This window comes from Streptomyces sp. NPDC031474, assembly GCF_055581185.1.
Map to the genome: position 1 here is coordinate 267068 of NZ_JBVIJX010000003.1, position 17255 is coordinate 284322.

At 70.7% G+C, this 17255-nt stretch carries 15 protein-coding genes and 1 pseudogene; 9 read left to right on the forward strand and 7 right to left on the reverse strand.

The window, feature by feature from the left end; all coding sequences use genetic code 11:
* The first annotated feature begins 370 nt into the window (after positions 1 to 370).
* From ACZ5SK_RS06710 to ACZ5SK_RS06740, 7 genes are all read left to right on the forward strand, one after another.
* Positions 371 to 2026, forward strand: coding sequence for a GMC family oxidoreductase (locus ACZ5SK_RS06710; protein WP_361702655.1), 1656 nt, complete (start codon positions 371 to 373; stop codon positions 2024 to 2026).
* 12 nt (positions 2027 to 2038) lie between these two features.
* Positions 2039 to 2461 (forward strand): GlcG/HbpS family heme-binding protein, encoded by a 423-nt coding sequence (locus tag ACZ5SK_RS06715; RefSeq protein ID WP_334581972.1) that lies wholly within the window; start codon positions 2039 to 2041, stop codon positions 2459 to 2461.
* Positions 2462 to 2498: 37 nt separating this feature from the next.
* Complete coding sequence (locus ACZ5SK_RS06720) at positions 2499 to 3572, forward strand: amidohydrolase family protein (RefSeq protein ID WP_468158440.1); 1074 nt, start codon at positions 2499 to 2501, stop codon at positions 3570 to 3572.
* Positions 3572 to 3973, forward strand: a complete 402-nt coding sequence (locus ACZ5SK_RS06725) for a metal-sulfur cluster assembly factor (RefSeq protein ID WP_361702652.1) — start codon at positions 3572 to 3574, stop codon at positions 3971 to 3973. The genes ACZ5SK_RS06720 and ACZ5SK_RS06725 overlap by 1 nt, the downstream gene beginning before the upstream one ends.
* Positions 3963 to 4928: an alpha/beta hydrolase fold domain-containing protein gene (locus ACZ5SK_RS06730; protein ID WP_468417053.1), complete on the forward strand. Its 966-nt coding sequence runs from the start codon at positions 3963 to 3965 to the stop codon at positions 4926 to 4928. Before ACZ5SK_RS06725 ends, ACZ5SK_RS06730 begins: the two co-directional genes overlap by 11 nt.
* On the forward strand, positions 4921 to 5367 hold the full coding sequence (locus tag ACZ5SK_RS06735) for a DoxX family protein (RefSeq protein WP_361702648.1): 447 nt from the start codon (positions 4921 to 4923) through the stop codon (positions 5365 to 5367). Before ACZ5SK_RS06730 ends, ACZ5SK_RS06735 begins: the two co-directional genes overlap by 8 nt.
* 95 nt (positions 5368 to 5462) lie before the next feature.
* On the forward strand, positions 5463 to 5945 hold the full coding sequence (locus ACZ5SK_RS06740) for an MFS transporter (protein ID WP_334581977.1): 483 nt from the start codon (positions 5463 to 5465) through the stop codon (positions 5943 to 5945).
* A 226-nt stretch (positions 5946 to 6171) separates the two neighbouring features.
* Here ACZ5SK_RS06740 and ACZ5SK_RS06745 read toward each other — a convergent pair whose 3' ends face one another.
* Positions 6172 to 6666 carry a MarR family winged helix-turn-helix transcriptional regulator gene (locus ACZ5SK_RS06745; protein WP_334581978.1) on the reverse strand — a complete coding sequence of 165 codons (495 nt, stop codon included), beginning with the start codon at positions 6664 to 6666 and terminating at the stop codon, positions 6172 to 6174.
* 141 nt (positions 6667 to 6807) lie between these two features.
* On the opposite strand from ACZ5SK_RS06745, the gene ACZ5SK_RS06750 reads away from it, so the two are divergent.
* Both ACZ5SK_RS06750 and ACZ5SK_RS06755 read left to right on the forward strand, forming a co-directional pair.
* A complete protein-coding gene (locus ACZ5SK_RS06750) occupies positions 6808 to 7923 on the forward strand; it encodes an ABC transporter substrate-binding protein (protein WP_334581979.1) in 1116 nt (371 codons plus the stop codon).
* Positions 7924 to 8051: 128 nt separating this feature from the next.
* A pseudogene (locus tag ACZ5SK_RS06755) lies at positions 8052 to 8264 on the forward strand (alcohol dehydrogenase catalytic domain-containing protein); the annotation flags it as partial.
* A gap of 417 nt (positions 8265 to 8681) precedes the next feature.
* On the opposite strand, the gene ACZ5SK_RS06760 reads toward ACZ5SK_RS06755, so the two are convergent.
* The 6 genes from ACZ5SK_RS06760 to ACZ5SK_RS06785 form a co-directional block, all read right to left on the reverse strand.
* A complete protein-coding gene (locus ACZ5SK_RS06760; RefSeq protein WP_468575483.1) occupies positions 8682 to 12359 on the reverse strand; it encodes a family 78 glycoside hydrolase catalytic domain in 3678 nt (1225 codons plus the stop codon).
* A gap of 125 nt (positions 12360 to 12484) precedes the next feature.
* A complete protein-coding gene (locus ACZ5SK_RS06765; RefSeq protein WP_361702641.1) occupies positions 12485 to 13252 on the reverse strand; it encodes a carboxymuconolactone decarboxylase family protein in 768 nt (255 codons plus the stop codon).
* A gap of 34 nt (positions 13253 to 13286) precedes the next feature.
* Positions 13287 to 14762 carry an aldehyde dehydrogenase family protein gene (locus tag ACZ5SK_RS06770; protein WP_361702639.1) on the reverse strand — a complete coding sequence of 492 codons (1476 nt, stop codon included), beginning with the start codon at positions 14760 to 14762 and terminating at the stop codon, positions 13287 to 13289.
* A 73-nt stretch (positions 14763 to 14835) separates the two neighbouring features.
* Entirely contained in the window at positions 14836 to 15690 is an 855-nt protein-coding gene (locus tag ACZ5SK_RS06775; protein ID WP_361702637.1) for an NAD(P)-dependent oxidoreductase, read from the reverse strand.
* On the reverse strand, positions 15687 to 16463 hold the full coding sequence (locus tag ACZ5SK_RS06780; RefSeq protein WP_361702635.1) for an SDR family oxidoreductase: 777 nt from the start codon (positions 16461 to 16463) through the stop codon (positions 15687 to 15689). Before ACZ5SK_RS06780 ends, ACZ5SK_RS06775 begins: the two co-directional genes overlap by 4 nt.
* On the reverse strand, positions 16460 to 17245 hold the full coding sequence (locus ACZ5SK_RS06785; protein ID WP_334581986.1) for an SDR family oxidoreductase: 786 nt from the start codon (positions 17243 to 17245) through the stop codon (positions 16460 to 16462). The genes ACZ5SK_RS06780 and ACZ5SK_RS06785 overlap by 4 nt, the downstream gene beginning before the upstream one ends.
* Positions 17246 to 17255: the final 10 nt, after the last annotated feature.

Consider the following 17255-nt stretch of genomic DNA (forward strand, 5'->3'; position numbering starts at 1 on the left):
TCAGGCTCACTCGTGCCCCTGTCCTACGGGGACCCACCGGGTGTGGCGGTCCTTCGTCCACGGCTCGGGCACAAGCAGCAGGTGGCTTTGGCCCACATGGCGTTTCCAGCCGTTGTACGACCCTGATGAAAAACTGTCAACGGGTTCGACCTGCTTTGATGAACTACTTGCAGACCTCTGGTCGTAACTCGGACGCGCTGTTACGTTGACCGGCACCGAGGCGATGAGCCGCCCGTGGCCTGTCCCATGCCTCGCCGATCACAGCCGAGAACGCGCACCTCACGAGCGACCACCACACCGCATCCCAGGCCTCCTGCCTCCCCGCGCGTTCTCCCAGGTCGAAGGAGACGATGATGTCCGGACCTTCCTCATGACCGCCCGGCACGCCACCGAGTACGACTACGTCGTCATCGGCGCGGGCACCGCCGGCTGCGTCGTCGCCGCGCGCCTGGCGGCCGACTCCGGCACCCGAGTGCTGCTGATCGAGGCCGGCCCGCCCGCCGACCGCGATCTGCTCGTCCGGCTGCCCCTGGGCGTCGGCCTGCTCTCCGCCCGCAAGGACATCAGCTGGGGATACGAGTCGGAGCCCGAGCCGGGGCTGAACGGCCGGCGCATCCAGGTGCCACGCGGCCGGCTGGTCGGCGGGACCGGCTCGATCAACGGCTCGACCCATGTCCGCGCCCACCGCCTCGACTACGACGACTGGGTCAAGGCCGGCGCGACCGGCTGGGGCTGGGACGACCTGCTGCCGTACTTCCGCCGCACGGAGAGCAGTTGGCGCGGGGACACCGAGCATCACGGCGGGTACGGGCCCGTCAGCGTGTCGACCACTGTCCGACGGGGTCCGTTCGGGCAGCGGCTGGACCGCGCCGCCCGGTCGCTGGGCATCGAGTTCCCCGACGACACCCAGAGTGGTGACCCCACCGGCGCCGGCCAGATCGAGAACGCCATCCACCGCGGCCGGCGCCACAGCACCGCCGCCGCCTATCTGCGCCCGGCGCTGCGACGGCGTCCCAACCTCACCCTGCTCACCGGGGTGCTGGTGGACACGGCCGTCCTGGAAGGCGGACGCGCGAGCGGTGTACGGGTGGTGAAGGACGGGCGCTCCCGGGTGATCCGGGCGGCCCGAGAGGTGGTGGTGAGCGCCGGCACCTACAACTCGCCCCAGCTGCTGATGCGTTCGGGCATCGGCCCGGCGGACCACCTGCGCGAGCTAGGCGTCGAGCCGCTGGTCGACCTGCCCGGCGTCGGCGCCAACCTACAGGAACACCCGGCGGCGCCCGTGCTGTTCGACGTCAAGGATCCGGTGACCTTCCACGAGCACCTGCGCGCCGACCGGCTGGCGGTGGGCGCGGTGCGCTGGTTTCTCACCGGCGGCGGCCCCCTGGCCCAGATGCCCGAGTTCCTGTCCGCCTACGTCCGCACCCGGCCCGGCCTCGACCGGCCCGACGGGTTCCTCGGCATCCTGGGCGGCGGCTTCGGCGCCCGGCCCTGGTTCCCCGGCGTCCGACCGCTGAAGGACCGCCACTGCGTGGCCCTCAACGCCGTCGCGACCCCCCGCAGCCGCGGCCACGTCCGGCTGGGCTCCACCGATCCGAGCGCCCCGCCGCGCATCACGTTCAATCTCCTGACCGAGCCGGAGGACGTCGCCGCCCTGCGGGAGACCGTACGCACCACACTGGCCGTCCTGCGCAGCCCCGAGGTCGCCCCGATGATCGGGGAGGTGCTCGCACCGACGCCCGACGTGCGCACCGACGACGACTTCGAGCAGTACCTGCGCCAGAGCGGCTCCTCCGCCAACCACTCCTGCGGTACCTGCGCCATCGGCACCTCGGAGAGCGCCGTCGTCGACGCCGCCCTGCGGGTGCGCGGCATCGAGGGACTGCGCGTCGTCGACGCCTCCGTGCTGCCGAGCGTGCCCGGAGCGAACATCAACGCCACCGTCATCGCCGTCGCCGAGAAGGCGTCGGACCTGATCCGCGGGATCCCGGCCGCTTCGGGCGCCACCGTGAACCCGCTGAAGTGAGAGGACCGCCAGATGAGGGAACCGCTGACCTATGCCATCGCGTACGGGGCCGCCGAGGCGGCGCTGGAGGCGGCCCGGGCCGAGGGCACGCGCGTGTGCGCTGTCGTCGTCAACCGCGCCGGCACACCCAAGGTGCTGCTCGCCGACGACGGCCTGGGCCCCATCGGCATCGAGACCGCGCGCCGCAAGGCCTACACCGCCGCCGTCACCGGCATGCCGACCGCCCTGTTCGCCGACTTCGCCGCCTCCCCGGCGATGGCGGTGGCCCCGGTGCACCTGGTCGACGCCCAGCTCCTGCCCGTACCCGGCGGTGTGCCGATCACCGTGGACGACGGCGAGGTCATCGGCGCCATCGGAATCGGCGGCGCCGACGGAGCCACCGACGAACGCCTCGCGGTCGAGGCACTCAAGACCATCGCGGACCTTCTGGCATGAGCACGCACCCCGCACGTCATCTACAAAGGAGCAGACGGTGATCGAGGACACCCTGGTCGTCGAGGGCGTGGCCCACGACTACAACTTCCTGCCGGAGAACTGCGTCAACCCGGCCTTCGGCCGTGCGATCGGCGAACACATGTACCACCAGCATCAGCGGTTCGGCGGTCCCGGCTATGCCATCGAGAAGTCGCTCTACCTGAACCACGGCGCGAGCGCCGAGACCATCGGGCGGGCGATCCTGGCCGAGAGCCAGACCGATTTCGTCGTCTACCACGAGACACCCATCTACGGGCACTTCCGCGACGGCGGCTCCCCGCTCTCCACCGGCCTTGAGATGCGCGAGCTGTGGCCGAACCGGGTACTGGTCTACGGCGCTGTCTCCCCCTTGCGTCCCGGCGCGGTGGACCGGGTCGACGAGCTGGTCGACGAACACAAGGTGAACGCCCTCAAGCTCTACCCGATCGACCTGGTCGACGGCCGGGTCAGGTCACTGGACATGAGCGATCCCGAGGTGTGCTTCCCGGTGTTCGAGCGGGCCCGGGAGCGCGGACTCAAGGTCATCGGCATCCACAAGGCGCTCCCGGTCGGCCCCGGCCCGGCCCACGCGCTGCGCATCGACGACATCGAGGGCGCCGCCGCGGCGTTCCCCGACCTCACCTTCGAAGTGGTGCACGGGGGGCTGGCGTTCGTCGAGGAGACGGCGATGCTGATGGAGTGCGCCCACAACGTGGTCGTCAACCTGGAGGTGACCTCCGCCCTGGCCCGCACCGCTCCGCGCCGCTTCGCCGAGGCGATCGGCGCCTTCCTCGCCGTACCCGGCGGCGCCAGGCGCGTCATCTGGGGCACCGGAGTCATCGCCGCCCATCCCCGCCCGCTCATCGAGGCTTTCTGGAACATGGAAACGCCGCGGGACCTGATCGAGGAACGCGGTGTGGAGCCGCTGACCCCCGAGGCGAAGAAGGACATCCTCGGCCGCAACTTCCTGCGGCTGCACGGCATCGACGAGGACGAACTACGGGCTACGATCGCGGGTGACGAGTTCGACACCGGCGAGCTGGCGGCGCCGTGGGGCGGGAAGGTCGAGCCCGAGCCGGTGGTGGTGGCGTGATGAGCGGCATCACGGAGGACCGGGTCCGGGAAGTGCTCAACACCATCGTCGACCCGTGCAGCATCACCGCCGGCGTCCCGGCCGGCATGGACGACATGGGGCTGATCACCGGTATCCAGGTCGACGACGACGGCGCAGGCGGTCAGCGGATCGGGGTGAGATTCGGGCTCACCGACCCGACCTGCATGCTGCTGGGCTCCTTCGCCAACGAGGCCCGTGAACGGCTCGCACGACTCCCCGGGGTCACGGCTGTCGACGTCACGCTCGACCACGCCATGGAGTGGACCGAGGACCTGCTCGCCCCGGACTACCAGCGGCGGCTCACCGAGCACCGGGCCGAGCGGCGCGCGAGGCTCCTGCCGCTGACGCCGGTAAGGACGGGACGAGCCGGTGACCGGTGACACCACGCACGACATCTCGGCTGTGCTGGCGAACAACGCCGATGTCATGGGCCGTTTCATGGAGGGCCTCAGCCGGGCACCGCGTCCCGCCGAGAGGGTCGACGCGGCGCCCGTCCGGGTGGTGCGCGACCTCGGGTACGGCACGGACCTGTGCATGGACCTGTATCTGCCGGCGCCCGCCCCGACGCCCACGCCGGTGATCGTATGGCTGACGGGCGGCGGCTGGCGGATGCAACGACGCGGCCACGGACCCCGGTTGACGCGGCTGTTCGCCGAACGCGGCTACGCCATGGCGGACATCGAGTACCGGTCCTCGGAAGTCTCCCTGTGGCCCGCCCAACTGCACGATGTCACCGACGCGTTGCGCCATCTGCACGACATCGCCGACGAGTACGCCCTCGATCCCTCCGCGATCGGACTGTGGGGCAGCTCGGCCGGCGCCCATATCGCCCTGCTCGCCGCGTTCACGGACGACTGCCCCGCCGTACGCGCCGTCGTGGCCGGCTATCCCCCGACGGATCTGCCGTCCCTGAACGACGACGCCCTACCGGGTGGCGTGCTGGGGGTCGACCCCTCCGACCCGGCGTGGGGGCTGCTCGGCGGACGCCCGGCGGAGCGGCCCGCCACCGCCACCGAGGCGAGCCCGGCCCGGCAGGTCCGTCCGGGTGTGCCGCCCGTGCTGCTGCTGCACGGCGACGCCGACCTCCTCATCGGCCCGGCACAGAGCCGTCGGCTCCATGACGCCCTGGTGGCCGCGGGCGCCGAGTCCCATCTGCTGCTGGTCCACGGCGCCGACCACGGCTTCCTCAACACCGGCGACTGGGAACTGCACCCGATGACGGCGACTGTGCTCTCCTCCCGCGCGCCGGACGTCGAGGGCACCGCAGTGCTGACCCCCGCACTCGTCGAGCGCTTCTTCGACCGCCATCTGCGAAGGGATCCATGGAATGCCTGACACCCCACCGCGCTACGACGACGTGGGCCGCGTCCTCGCCCGGCTCGCCCTGGCCGCCGTCTTCGTCTCCGGGGGCCGCCATGTGTGGCGGCACCCGGACGGCCCCGCGCAGGGGGCCCAGACCTTCCTGACGCGGTGCCGCCGTACGGCCCCGGTCCTGGACCGGTTCACGGACCGCCAGCTGGTACGGGCCAACGCGGCCGTCCATGTCACCGCGGGCGCCGCGCTCGCGGCCGGCATCGTCCCCGCGGCCTGCGCGGCGGCCCTCACCGGTTCACTGGTGCCCACGACGCTCGCCGCCTTCCCCTTCTGGACCCAGCCGGACGGGCCGGGGCGCACCCGGATGCAGGGCGACTTCCTCAAGAACCTCGCTCTGGCCGGCGGCCTGCTCGCGGTCTCCGTGGGCAACCGGCGACGCGTCGGGCGCACCTCGGGCTAGGCGGTCGCCAGCATGGCCGATGTCCCCGCCCCGGACGCGCCGGGCAACTCACGAGACGCACGCGAGAACAGGCGACAACAGCAGCCGACCCCGCAGTGCGCTCCGTCACCGGCGCAGCACCTCGCAGAGCACGCGGCCTGCTGCTGGTGATGTGCGGCTGCGTGATGACCGTCCAGTCGCTCGTCGCCGCCATCAACCTCGCGATACCCAGGCTGTCAGCGAGTGGCCTGCACCCGTCGCCCACCCCACTGCTGTGGATCGTCGACTCCTACGTCATCGTCTTCGGGGCTCTGCTGGTCCCCGCAGGGGCGTTGGGCGACCGCCTCGGCCCCAAGGGCGCCCTCCTGGGTGGCCTCGGGCTTTTCGCCGCGGGCGCCGCTGTGTCCGCGCTCGCCCCGGATGTGACGCTGCTGCTCACCGGGCGGGCGCTGGGCGGGGCCGGCGCGGCCCTGCTCATGCCGGCCTCCATGTCTTTGCTGCTGCACGGCCTCCCCGCGTCACGGCGTGCCGCCGCCGTCGCGGTCTGGGGCGCGTCGCAGGCGGTGGGCGGTGCCTGGGAAACGCGGGTGGGGCGCTGATCCTGCAGTACCTGCCCTGGCGCGCGCTCTTCTGGGTCTACATACCGATCGCCGCCGCGCTGTCGGCCTGCGCGGCGTACGTCGCGCCGCGGCCCGGCCGGAGTCCGATCAGGCTGGACGCACCGGGCTCGGCTCTGCTGATCACGGGGTGTGTGGCACTGCTGTTCGGAACCATCGAGGGCCCGGCCCGGGGCTGGACGTCGGCCGCCGTCCTGGCAGCTTTCGCTCAGCGGCGCCACGGCAGGCCGGTGGCGGCGGGACCGTGAGGGTCGGTCAGGGCACCGAGGATGGTCTCGCAGATCTCGGCGAAGTAGCGGGCCTGCTGGGTGGTGAGGCGGTCGAAGACTGCGGCGCGGACGGTGTTGACATGGCCTGGTGCGGTCCGTTCCACGGCGGCCATACCCTCGTCCGTCAGGACGGTGAACTGGCTGCGCTTGTCGGTAGGGCAGCCCTCTCGGCGCACCCAGCCTTCCTCCTCCAGCCGGCGGATCATGTGGGTGAGCCGGCTGCGGGAGATCTTCAGCTGTTCCGCGATGTCCGTCATGCGCAGGCTCCGGCCGGGGGCTTCGGAGAGGCGGGTCATCACCGCGTAGTACACCTGAGGGACCCCCAGCGTGCTTCTCAGCTGTTGGTCGAGGGTGTCTTCCAGAAGTGCGCTGGCGCTGCAGTAGGCGCGCCAGGCGCGTTGTTCCTCGGCGTCCAGCCAGCGGGTTTCCTCCATGCGGACACCCTACCGTTACTTCAACTTTTAAGCAATTCCTCCGATTGCTTGAAGTTTTGAGTTCCCTGCCCTAGGTTGAGCCGTGCCGCAAATACTCAAAAGTTGAAGTACTTGAGACTCCTGGGAGCTGTCATGAACGCCATGCGCAAGACCTTGATCGGAACCCTCACGCTCAGCGTGCTGGCCGGCGGTGTCACCGCCGCTCTCGCCGACACCTCCTCCGGCAGTGCAACCGAGCAGGCGCAGCTGCAGAAGCTGTACCAGCAGGCCCTGGCCGAAGGCGGGACCGTGATCATCTACGCCGGCGGCGACACGCCCTACCAGTCGGACTACCTCCGCGACGCCTTCGTCAAGAAGTTCCCGAAGATGAAGGTCAACATGGTCACGGACCTGAGCAAGTACCACGACGCCCGCATCGACAACCAGATCGCCGAGCACCACGTCGTCGCGGACATCGCCCAGCTGCAGACCCTCGACGACTTCCCCCGCTGGAAGAAGGAAGGGGTGCTGGAGAAGTACAAGCCGGTCGGCTGGGACAAGGTCTACAACAAGATCAAGGACAAGGACGGCTACTACACCGGCGCGATGTTCTTCGGCTTCGCCAACGTCACCGCCACCACGCTCGGCGGCAACGCACCCGTCGAAGCCAAGGACTTCCTCAAGCCCGAGTTCAAGAACAAGCTCGTCTTCACCTACCCCAACGACGACGACGCCGTCCTCTACTACTTCAAGCAGCTCACCGACAAGTACGGCTTCGGCTACCTGAGCAAGCTCATGGCCCAGCACCCGAAGTTCGTCCGCGGCTCCCAGGCCGCCTCCGACACGGTCGGCACCGACGGATACGTCGCCAACTTCGCCAGCGCCGGCAGCTACTCCGGCCTGTCCACCACCAGCATCCCCCAGCACAGCCCCTGGGTCACCTGGCCGCAGACCGACGCCATCCTCAAGCAGGCCCCCCACAAGGCCGCCGCCAAGCTCTACCTGAGCTGGCTGCTGTCCAAGGACGCCCAGACCAACTCCATCGGCACCTGGAGCGCACGCACCGACGTCGCCGCCCCCGCCGGCCGCAAGCCCATCTTCGACTACAAGAACACCAACCCCCTCGGCCTCGGCACGTTCATGAACAACCGCACCGCCCTCGACCGCTACAAGGCCCGCGTCACCCTCTACGTCGGAGACGTCAAGGGCGTCGACCCTGCCAACCCCGACGACGTCCTCGGCCTCTACCCCATCAACCGCGACGGCACCCAGGGGTGATGAGAGCAACTGCCGCTCTCACGATGTGTCCCGGCTCTCCGGAGCTGTGAACCGCAGTTCCCGCGAGGCGTTCCGTCAGGGCCCTTCTTCACTGGAACGAGGGCCAAAGACGCAGCACCGATGTCCCGATGTCCGAGCCGGGACCCGGTGAAGTCGTCGTCGAGGTTCGTGCCGCCGGCATCAACCCCTTCGACGCGGTGATCCGCTCCGGGGTGATCCGTGATCTGTTCCCGGTGGAGTTCCCCTCCGGCCAGGGCTACGAGCTCGCCGGGGTCGTCGTGGCCGTCGGCGCGGGAGTGGAAGAGACGTCTGTCGGGGACGAGGTACTGGGCTGGACGCCCGGGCCCTCCGCGCTGGCCACACACGCGGCCGTACCGGCAGCCCAACTGCTCCCCAAACCAGCCCGGTTGGGCTGGGAAGCCGCCGGTGCCCTCCACCTGGCCGGCAGTACGGCCCACGCGGCCCTGCACGCCGTGTCCCCCGGCCGGGGGAGACGGTCGCGGTGTCCGCAGCCGCGGGCGGGGTCGGCTCCTTCCTCGTGCAGATGCTCGTGCCACCACCCGCGGTCCCCCGAGAGACCCGGGGTGCGAGCCGTCGAGGTGGCCGCCGCTACTCGGCCGACCCGCACGCCGCCTGCTCAACACCACTCCGCGTTCCGGACGGTCCTGCCGCTGATCGAGCAGTTGCTGCGCGGGCTGTTCGGCATCGCGCTCTTCCGGGCCGGTCAGGTCACCGGGGACGCCGGCCCGGTGTCCCCGTCAGGCGTTGAAGCGATACGAGCCCGCTCGTGCCCGGTACACCTGATAGGAGGCTCCGCCGGAGGTGTCGTCGCGCACGAAGTCGGCACCCCGGGGCGCGCTGACGGATTTACCCTGGGTCGGCACCCAGATCTCGGCCTCGGTGTTGTACGGCACGGTCACCGCGAGGTCGATCCTGCCGTCCGCGCGGCGCCGCCACTGTGAGGACACCCTCCCGCGCGCGGTGTCGATGGCGGCGCTCACATGATCGAGGGTCGCGGGCGACAGATCGGTGTCCTGAGTGTCCTTCGGGACCCGGCTGTTGACGGCTGCCGTGGGGATGTACGGCCGAACACGCAGCGTTTCGTAGGCGGTTGACGTCGGCCTGATCCCGGCCAGGCCCTGGTAGAACCAGGTGGCCACGTTGGAGCGGTAGTGGTGGTCGACCGAGAGCCGGTCGGTCCACTGCTCCCACAGCGAGGTCGCGCCCTTGGCGATCTGGTACACGTAACCGGGCACACCGGTCTGGGTGACCGCCTTCAGCGCCACGTCCGTGTAGCCGTACTCGCTGAGGATGTTGAACTCGTAGCGCGAGCCGTACATGTCGTTCTGAAGGTGCTGGTCCGCCGCCACGATCCGGTCGGCGAGCAGCTTCGCGAGGGCCTTCTCGTTCTCCGCCAGAGTCTTCGTACCGGCCAGATGACGGGGGTCGTCGGCGCTCAGGTCGGAGCCGGGGACCAGGTCGAAGGCGATGGCCAGGGTGTTCTCGCTGGAGATGCTGCCCTGGGTGAAGTGGCCCTGGGAGGCGTCCCAGTAGTTGGCGATGAACGCCCTGCGCAGAGTGCGCGCCAACTCGGCGTAGTGGGCGGCGCGTTCGGTGCGGCCGAGCCTGCGGCCCACCTCGTCCATGTAGTCGCAGAAGTGGATGTAGAAGGCGAGGCTGATGACGGCGTTGCTGCCGGGGGGCTCGGCGCCGGAATAGGCGCCCAGGGATGCCGCGAACTTGTAGTCGTTCTCGGCGGTGAACAGGGTCTCGTAGTACTTCAGGAGCATGTCCTGGTGGTCGTAGAGCTCGGCGAACAGGCTGCTGTTGCCGTAGTAGGTGTACAGCTCCCTCGGGATGACGAAGTACGCGGAGTCCCAGGCCGGTACGGCCTTCCACGCGGCGTTCCAGCCGGGGGTGTGGTCGTAGCCGTAGCCGCCCTTGGCGATGGGGACGAACATGGGGAGCTGGCCGGTGGAGATCTGGGTGTCGGGGAAGTGCCGTAGGTAGTTGGTGAGGACGGCGTTGACGTCCCAGGTCAGCGACTGCGACTCGGAGCTGGCCATGGCGTCGCCGGTCCAGCCGTTCTTCTCGCGGGAGGGGGTGTCGGTGGGCTTCTGGACGAGGTTGTTCTGCTCGGCCCACTCCAGGTTGCGCTGGAGACGGTTGAGGAGGGCGTTGTCGGTGGTGAAGGTGCCGGTGCGGGCGAAGCCGGTGCGGGCGACGGCGACGGTCAGCAGGTCGGCGTCCTGGGTGAGGTCGGGGGCTCGGCCGAGGACCGCCTCGAGGTTCATGACCTCCAGATAGCGGAACCCGAAGTGGCTGAACTGCTGCTCCCAGGACTGCGCCGGCCGCCGGCCGAGGGTGTAGTAGTGCGTCTGAAGGTTGGCGTCGTGCTGGAAGTTCTCCTCCTCGACGGAGAGCGGGGAGGCGGCCGTGCCGTCGCCGGCGCTGATCCGGTTGCCGCCTCGGATACGGAGGGTCAGACCCTCCCGATCGGGGCGCACGCCCGTGAGTGACAGACGGACCAGGCCCGTCAGGATCTGGCCGTAGTCCAGGACCCAGGTCTTCGAGCCGGGGGCGGTCTCGGTGACAGAAACCGGGCGCAGGGTCTGGCTGACCAGTACCGGTTCGGCCTCGTGGGCGCGCACGGCGGCCGCCTTGAAGCCCTCGGGGACCGTCGTGGCGGGCAGTACGCCGTGGTACTTCGGGGCGGGGCCCGAGCAACTGCCCGGCGGGATCAGCACGGTGGCGGGGCGCCAGTCGCGGCCGGTCCGGTGGCCGACCGTACGCCAATCCCCCAGCTGCTCCGCGCGCCGGGCGTCGTACTTCTCCCCCGAGTACACGGAGTCGAAGGTCGTGGGGCCGTCCGTGGTGAGCCAGTCCTCGTCGGTGACGAGTGTCGTCATGGAGCCGTCGGTGTGGGTGACGACGAGCTTCGCGCGCAGACGGGGCTGGCCTGCGTAGGGAGCGAGCTGCCAGTACCACTCCTGAGGGGTCGTCAACCCGTACCAGCCGCGCCCGAGTTCGGCGGCGACCACGTTCTCCGTGCCCGCCCGCAGCAGCGCGGTGACGTCGAAGGTGTCGTAGAGGACCGTACGGTCGTAGGTGCTCTGGTCGGTGAGCAGGCGCGGCACGTTGCTGCGGCCGCGGTCCGCGCGCTTGCCGTCGACGGTGATCGGGTCACCGTTGACGGTGAAGGTGACGTTCCCGGCGGCGCTCAGGTGCAGGCGGGCCTCGGCGATGCGGCGGCCTCGGGGAAGGGCGAAGGAGCGACGCAGCAACGGGGCGGGGTTGGCGATGGGCAGGACGGCGTTCCGGCCGGGGATGTAGGGGTTCTTCGGTGGGAAGGTCAGCCCGGCGAGGGTGGCGATGCCGCTCTCGAACGGGTTGGCCCCGGTGGTGAGGTCGACGGAGAACTCGGGGGCGCCGGTGCCGGTCACCTTGACGTTGCGGATCGTGGCGTCGGTGCCTCCGGCGAAGCCGAAGCTGCCGTGCCGGCGGATCTGGTCGCCGGTGAGGGTACGGCTGTCGACCTCGACGCCGTTGACCGTGGTGGTCACGGTGAGACCGCGTGCCGTGACCACCACGGTGTGGTCGCGGGTGGCCCAGGTGTCCTTGGTCAGTCCGGTCGACGCGGGGAGGGTGACCGTACCGACCGGGACACTGCGGGTACCCGACGCGGTGGGGTTGGTCTCGCTCTGGGGGTCGTAGAAGTCGACGCCCCAGTCCGGCTCGGAGGTACCGTCGTCCACCCAGGTGTTGCCGGCGTAGTGGCTGGTCCTCATGACCAGCTGCATGGCGTCGCCGCTCTGGCGGATCGTCCAGTTCAGACCCTCGCCCCAGGTCTTGCCGACGGGTTCGGCACGCAGGAGTAGGGAGAGACCGGACGCCGGGTCGGCGCCGCCGCGGAAGACGACGGTGGCGGTCAGGTCCTTCCAGTCGTGGTCCTGTGCCGTACGGCCGCCGATCCAGCGCGCGCCGGACCAGTCCCGCTCCCCCTTCAGCAGACCGGTCTCCCACCTCGCGGGTTCGCTCCAGGGACCAGCTGTGCCCTTCTCGTCCCAGGTCCGCACCCGCCAGAAGTACGCCCGCTCCGAGCGCAGCGCCCCGCCCCCGAAGGCCACGTGGGTGCTGTTCGTGCCGGCCACCTTGCCGCTGTGCCAGACGTCCGCCTGGCCGGGCCGGGTACCGACCCGGATCTCGTACGCGCTCTGCCGGGCCACCGGGGAAATCCAGCTGAACACCGGTGCGGACTCGGTGCCCAGCGGCTCGGTGCGGGAGTTGACCTGGAGCCCGGCCGGTGCGGCACCGTGCCCGCCGGACGCCCAGGCATCGGGGACGGCGGCGAGCGGGAGGGAGACCCCGGCGGCCGCCGCGGTCATGATGCCGATCATGTGCCTGCGGCTCAGGGCACTTCTGTTGTCCTCGTCCACGGAACGTTCCTTTCGTGTGCGAAAGGAATTGAAACGATTCAATACCTTCCAAGTGGAAAGCTTACGAACGACCCGGGCCAAGCACAATGGGTTCGGTTCGGTTCAGTCCGGCTCGGACGCCCACGTCAGTCCGGCTTGGACGCCCACGCCGCCTCGACGGTGTCCGCCAGCGCCTCCCCCTTCGCGAAGCCGTAGTACGCGGAGAACTGCAGCACGATCTCGTCCATCTCCTCCTTGGTGACATCACCGGAGTGGAGGGCGGCGGTGACGTGCGACCGCAGCGGGACAGGCGAGTCGTCGAGCGCGACGCAGGCGACCGTGATGATCCGGCGTTCCCGGCGGGTCAGGCCGGGGCGCTGCCAGACGTGGCCGAAGACGAAGTTCAGGATGCCCGCGTGCCGGTACGGCGAGTTGGCTGGCGGCGCGGGCACGAGGTTGACGTCGATGAACTCCTCGACGCCGCGCTTGAGCCGGTCCTCCCAGGCGCCGGAACCCAGCGTCTCGTTGGCCAACTGCGGCCAGGGCGGGGTCTGTTCACCGCGTTCGCGGTGGATGCGGTCCCACTGACGGGCGATGGCGCCCTCCAGGTGGGAGGCCTTGGGCCAGCCGCAGTAGACGGCGAAGTGCAGGACGAACTCCAGCATGGCCGCGAGTTCGATGTCACCGCTCGCGAGCGCCGCGTGGACGTGGTCCTCGATGGGGCCCGGCGCGTCGGCGGCGGCGACGCAGGTCAGGGTGGTCCAGCGGCGGTCCCGGCGGCTCAGGCCGGGGCGCGACCAGACCTCGCCGTAGAGGAAGTCGCGGGAGGCGCGGCCGAACGGGGTGGTGGCCACGGGTGGTTCATGGCCGGGCAGCACGTCGGTCCGGGTCCGTGCCACGGCGTTGTCGTCCATCTCTGCCTCCTGGGGCGGGCGTTGGGGCGCGTCGTCACGCACGGATGAAGACGTTCTTGGTCTGGAGGAACTCGTACAGGCCCTCCTTGCCTCCTTCGCGGCCGTGACCGCTCTGCTTGTAGCCGCCGAACGGAGCGCCCGGCGGCTGGCCCGAGGCGCCGTTGACGAGGACGGTGCCCGACTGGAGACGGGGGACGACGCGCTGGACGCGGGAGACGTCATGGGTGTGGAGGGCGGTGCCGAGGCCGTAGGGGGTGGAGTTGGCCAGTTCCACCCCTTCGTCCTCGGTCGCGAAGGGGATCAGGGTGAGCACGGGGCCGAAGACCTCGTGCTGGGCTACCTCGCTGTGCGGATCGACGTCGGCGAGGACCGTGGGGTCGATGAAGTAGCCGTCGCGGTTGTCCGGGGGCAGGGTCGAGGGGTCGGTGGCGTGGCCGCCGGTGATGACACGGCTGTCCTTGGCGCCGCGTTCGATCAGGCCGAGGATGCGTTCGTGGGCCGCCTTGCCGATGACCGGGCCGAGCGCCGTCGCCTGGTCGAAGGGGTCGCCGACGCGCAGGGCGGCGGCCGCCTCGGCGGTGGCGGTGACCACCCGGTCGTACGCCTCGCGGTGGACGAGCATGCGGGTGGTGAGGTTGCAGCCCTGGCCGGAGAGGGTGAAGCAGGAGCGGACGGTCTCGGCGACGGCCTCGTCGAGGTCGGCGTCGGGGAAGACGATGTTCGCGGTCTTGCCGCCGAGTTCGAGCAGGACTGGCTTGAGGGTGTGGCGGGCGGCGTCGAGGATCTTCTTCGCGGTCGGGATGCCGCCGGTGAAGGAGATCTTGGCGACATCGGGGTGGCGGACCAGGCGTTCGCCGGCCTCCGGTCCGCCGGGCAGGACGTGCAGCACCCCCGGGGGCAGTCCGGCCTCCAGGGCGATCTCGGCGAACCGGGCCACGGTGAAGGGCGCCAGGTCGGGGGCCTTGACGACGACGCAGTTGCCGGCCGCGAGAGCGGGGGCGATCTTCATGCCGACCGACATGATCGGGCCGTTCCAGGTCAGGATGACGCCGACGACGCCGTACGGCTCGGGAACGGTGTAGTCGAGGCCGGGCGCCATGCGCGGGCTGGGCGGGATCGTCGCCCCCTCGATCTTGTCGGCCCAGCCCGCGTAGTAGCCGAACCAGCCGGCGCTCAGATGGGCCAGCGCGGCCGAGGTGCGGAAGGGGACGCCGAGTTCGAGGGTGCCCAGGCGGCCCAGCTCGGGAACGCGCTCCAGCATCAGCTCCTCGACGCGTTGCAGGATTCGGCGGCGCTGGTCCGGGGATGTCCCCCGCCACTCGGGGAACGCCCGATTCGCCGCGGCGACGGCCGCGTCGACCTCCTGCGGTCCGGCGAGCAGGACGGTGCCGTTGGCGCGGGCGGTTGCGGGGTTGATGTGGTCCTGCCGGCCGGCGGAGGTGGTCTGGAGCCAGGTGCCGTCGACGAGGGGGCCGGTGGTGCCGAGGTCGCGGGACAGGGATGTGGTCATGTCGGTGCCGCCTAGGGGTCGTCCGGGTGGGGCGGTAGGTGCCGGACGGTGTGGGGTCGCCCGGGTGCGTGGGTCAACGACCGTGTGCCGGAAGCCGGCCCAGCGTCGACAGAGTGTGCTTGGTGAGGCCCTCGAGGTGTTCGGGCCGTGGTGCCCGGGCCGTGTCGGCGACGTCGAGGAGGAGGCCGACGTCCTTGCTCAGCAGGGGCAGGGCCTGGCGGAGTCCGTCGGTGTTGAAGCCGGACGCGGCGAGGACGGCCGCGGCGCGGCTGCCACCGGTGCCGTGCGCCAGCACCTGTGCGACGGCGGTCCGGTCCATGCCGAGCCCGTCGGCGAGGGCGAACGTCTCCAGCGCGAGGGCGACCTGGGCGGTGAACACGAAGTTGTTGAGCAGCTTGGCGCGTTGGCCGCTGCCCAGGGGTCCGAGGTGGATCACCGGGTCGGCGAAGGTGTCGAAGACCGGACGGCAGCGGGCCACGTCCGTCTCCTGTCCGCCCGCCATGACCAGGAGCCGACGCTGGGCGGCGGCTCCCCCGCCGCCGCTGACCGGCGCGTCCACCACGGCGACCTCCCGCTCGGCGGCCTTCTCGGCGACGCGCAGACAGGTGTCGGGGTGGATGGTGGAGTGGAGGGCGACGACTCCGCCGGGAGCCATCCCGGCCAGTACCCCGTCGGACCGCAGGAGTACGTCCTCGACGTCGGCGTCCGCGACCACGCACAGGCACACGATGTCGCTCGCGGCTCCCAGCTCGGCCGGTGTCGCGGCCACGGTGGCGGCCGTGTCGGCGAACGCGTCCGTCGAGGCGCCGCGGCGCGCCCACAGCGTCAGGGGGAAGGCCTCCTCGGCGATCCGGCGGGCCATCGGGGCGCCCTGGCTGCCCAGTCCGACGAAGCCGACGCGTGTCGTGGGTGTCCCGGTGCCGGTCACAGCCGGGTGACCCAGCCGCCGTCGACGCTGATCGTCTGCCCGTTGATCCATGCGCCGGCCGGGGAGGCGAGCAGGAGCAGGGTGCCGAGGAGGTCCTCGGCGGGGGCGGACTTCTTGCCCGGGATGGAGGCGGCGAGGGCGGCCCGTGCGGGGTGGTCGGCGGGCAGACTGCGCAGGCCGGGTTCGTTCTCGACCAGACCGGGTGCGACGGCGTTGACGTTGATGCCAAGCGGGCCGAGGGAGCGGGCGAGGCCGGCGGTGACGTTGACCAGGGCGAGTTTGCTGACGCCGTAGATGCCGCCGCCCATGAAGGCGCCGGCGGACACCTGGTTGATGATCCGGCCGCCGCCGCGTTCGACCATCGACGCCTTGACCGCGCCCGCGCAGACGACGGCGCCGAACACGTTCACGCGCATGACCCGGTCGAACCAGTCCTCGGGCAGGTCCAGGATGTCGACCTGGGGGATCTCCGCCATGAGGGCGGCGTTGTTGACCAGGATGTCGATGCCGCCGAAGGCGTCGACGGTCTGTGCGGCCATCTCGGCGGCGGAGGAGCGGTCGGTGATGTCGACCCTCGCACCGAGTGCGCGCAGTCCGTCGTCCGCCAGGGTCTTGGCGGCCTGCTCGGCACCTTCGCCGTTGAGGTCCGCGAGGACCACCGAAGCGCCGGCCTCGGCCAGCGCCCGGCCGTAGACCTGGCCGATGGCTCCGGCCCCGCCGGTGACGACGGCGACCTTGCCGTCCAGGCGAAGCCGGTCGAGTGTGCTGCTCATGGGGCATCCTTCGTCAGACGGGACAGGTAGGCGTCGACGTCGGCGCCGTGCTCGCGCAGTTCGTCGGCGGCCTCGGGGGCGGTGAGGATGAGGAAACGGTCCTGAGTGACGCCCTCGGCGACGAGTTCGCCGACCGATTCGGCGTCCAGGACGGGGAAGGCGGGTCCGCGCGGCGGTGCCGGTTTCCCGTAGAAGCTGATCTGTTCGACGATGTTGGTGGCGACGCCGGCCGGGCACAGGCAGGAGACGCCGATGCCGCGCGGGCGCAGGTAGAGGGCGAGTGCCTCGGACAGGCCGACGATCGCGTGCTTGGTCGCGGTGTACGGCAGACGGTCGAATCCGTAGGGCAACAGGCCTGCCGTGGAAGCGGTGTTGACGACATGGCCCGACCCCTGTTCCAACAGGTGCGGCAGGAACACGACGTTGCTGCGTACGACGCCCAACAGGTTGACGTCGACGACCCGTTGCCAGGCCTCCAGGGGGATGTCCTCGACGGGGCCGACGGCGAGGATGCCGACGTTGTTCATGACCAGGTCGATGCGGCCGAAGCGGTCGAGGGCCAGTTCGCGGACCGCCCGCAGGTCGTCGAGGCTGGTCACGTCGCAGACCGCGGGAACGCCGCGGTCGCCGAGTTCGGCGGCCACTGTCCTCGCCCGCTCCTCGACGAGGTCGGTGACGACCACCCGTGCTCCGCGCCGAACGAAGGCGTGGGCGGCGGCGCGGCCGATGCCGCTGCCGGCGCCCGTGACCACCGCCACGGCGTGGTGCAGATCGATGCTCATCGAACCGTCT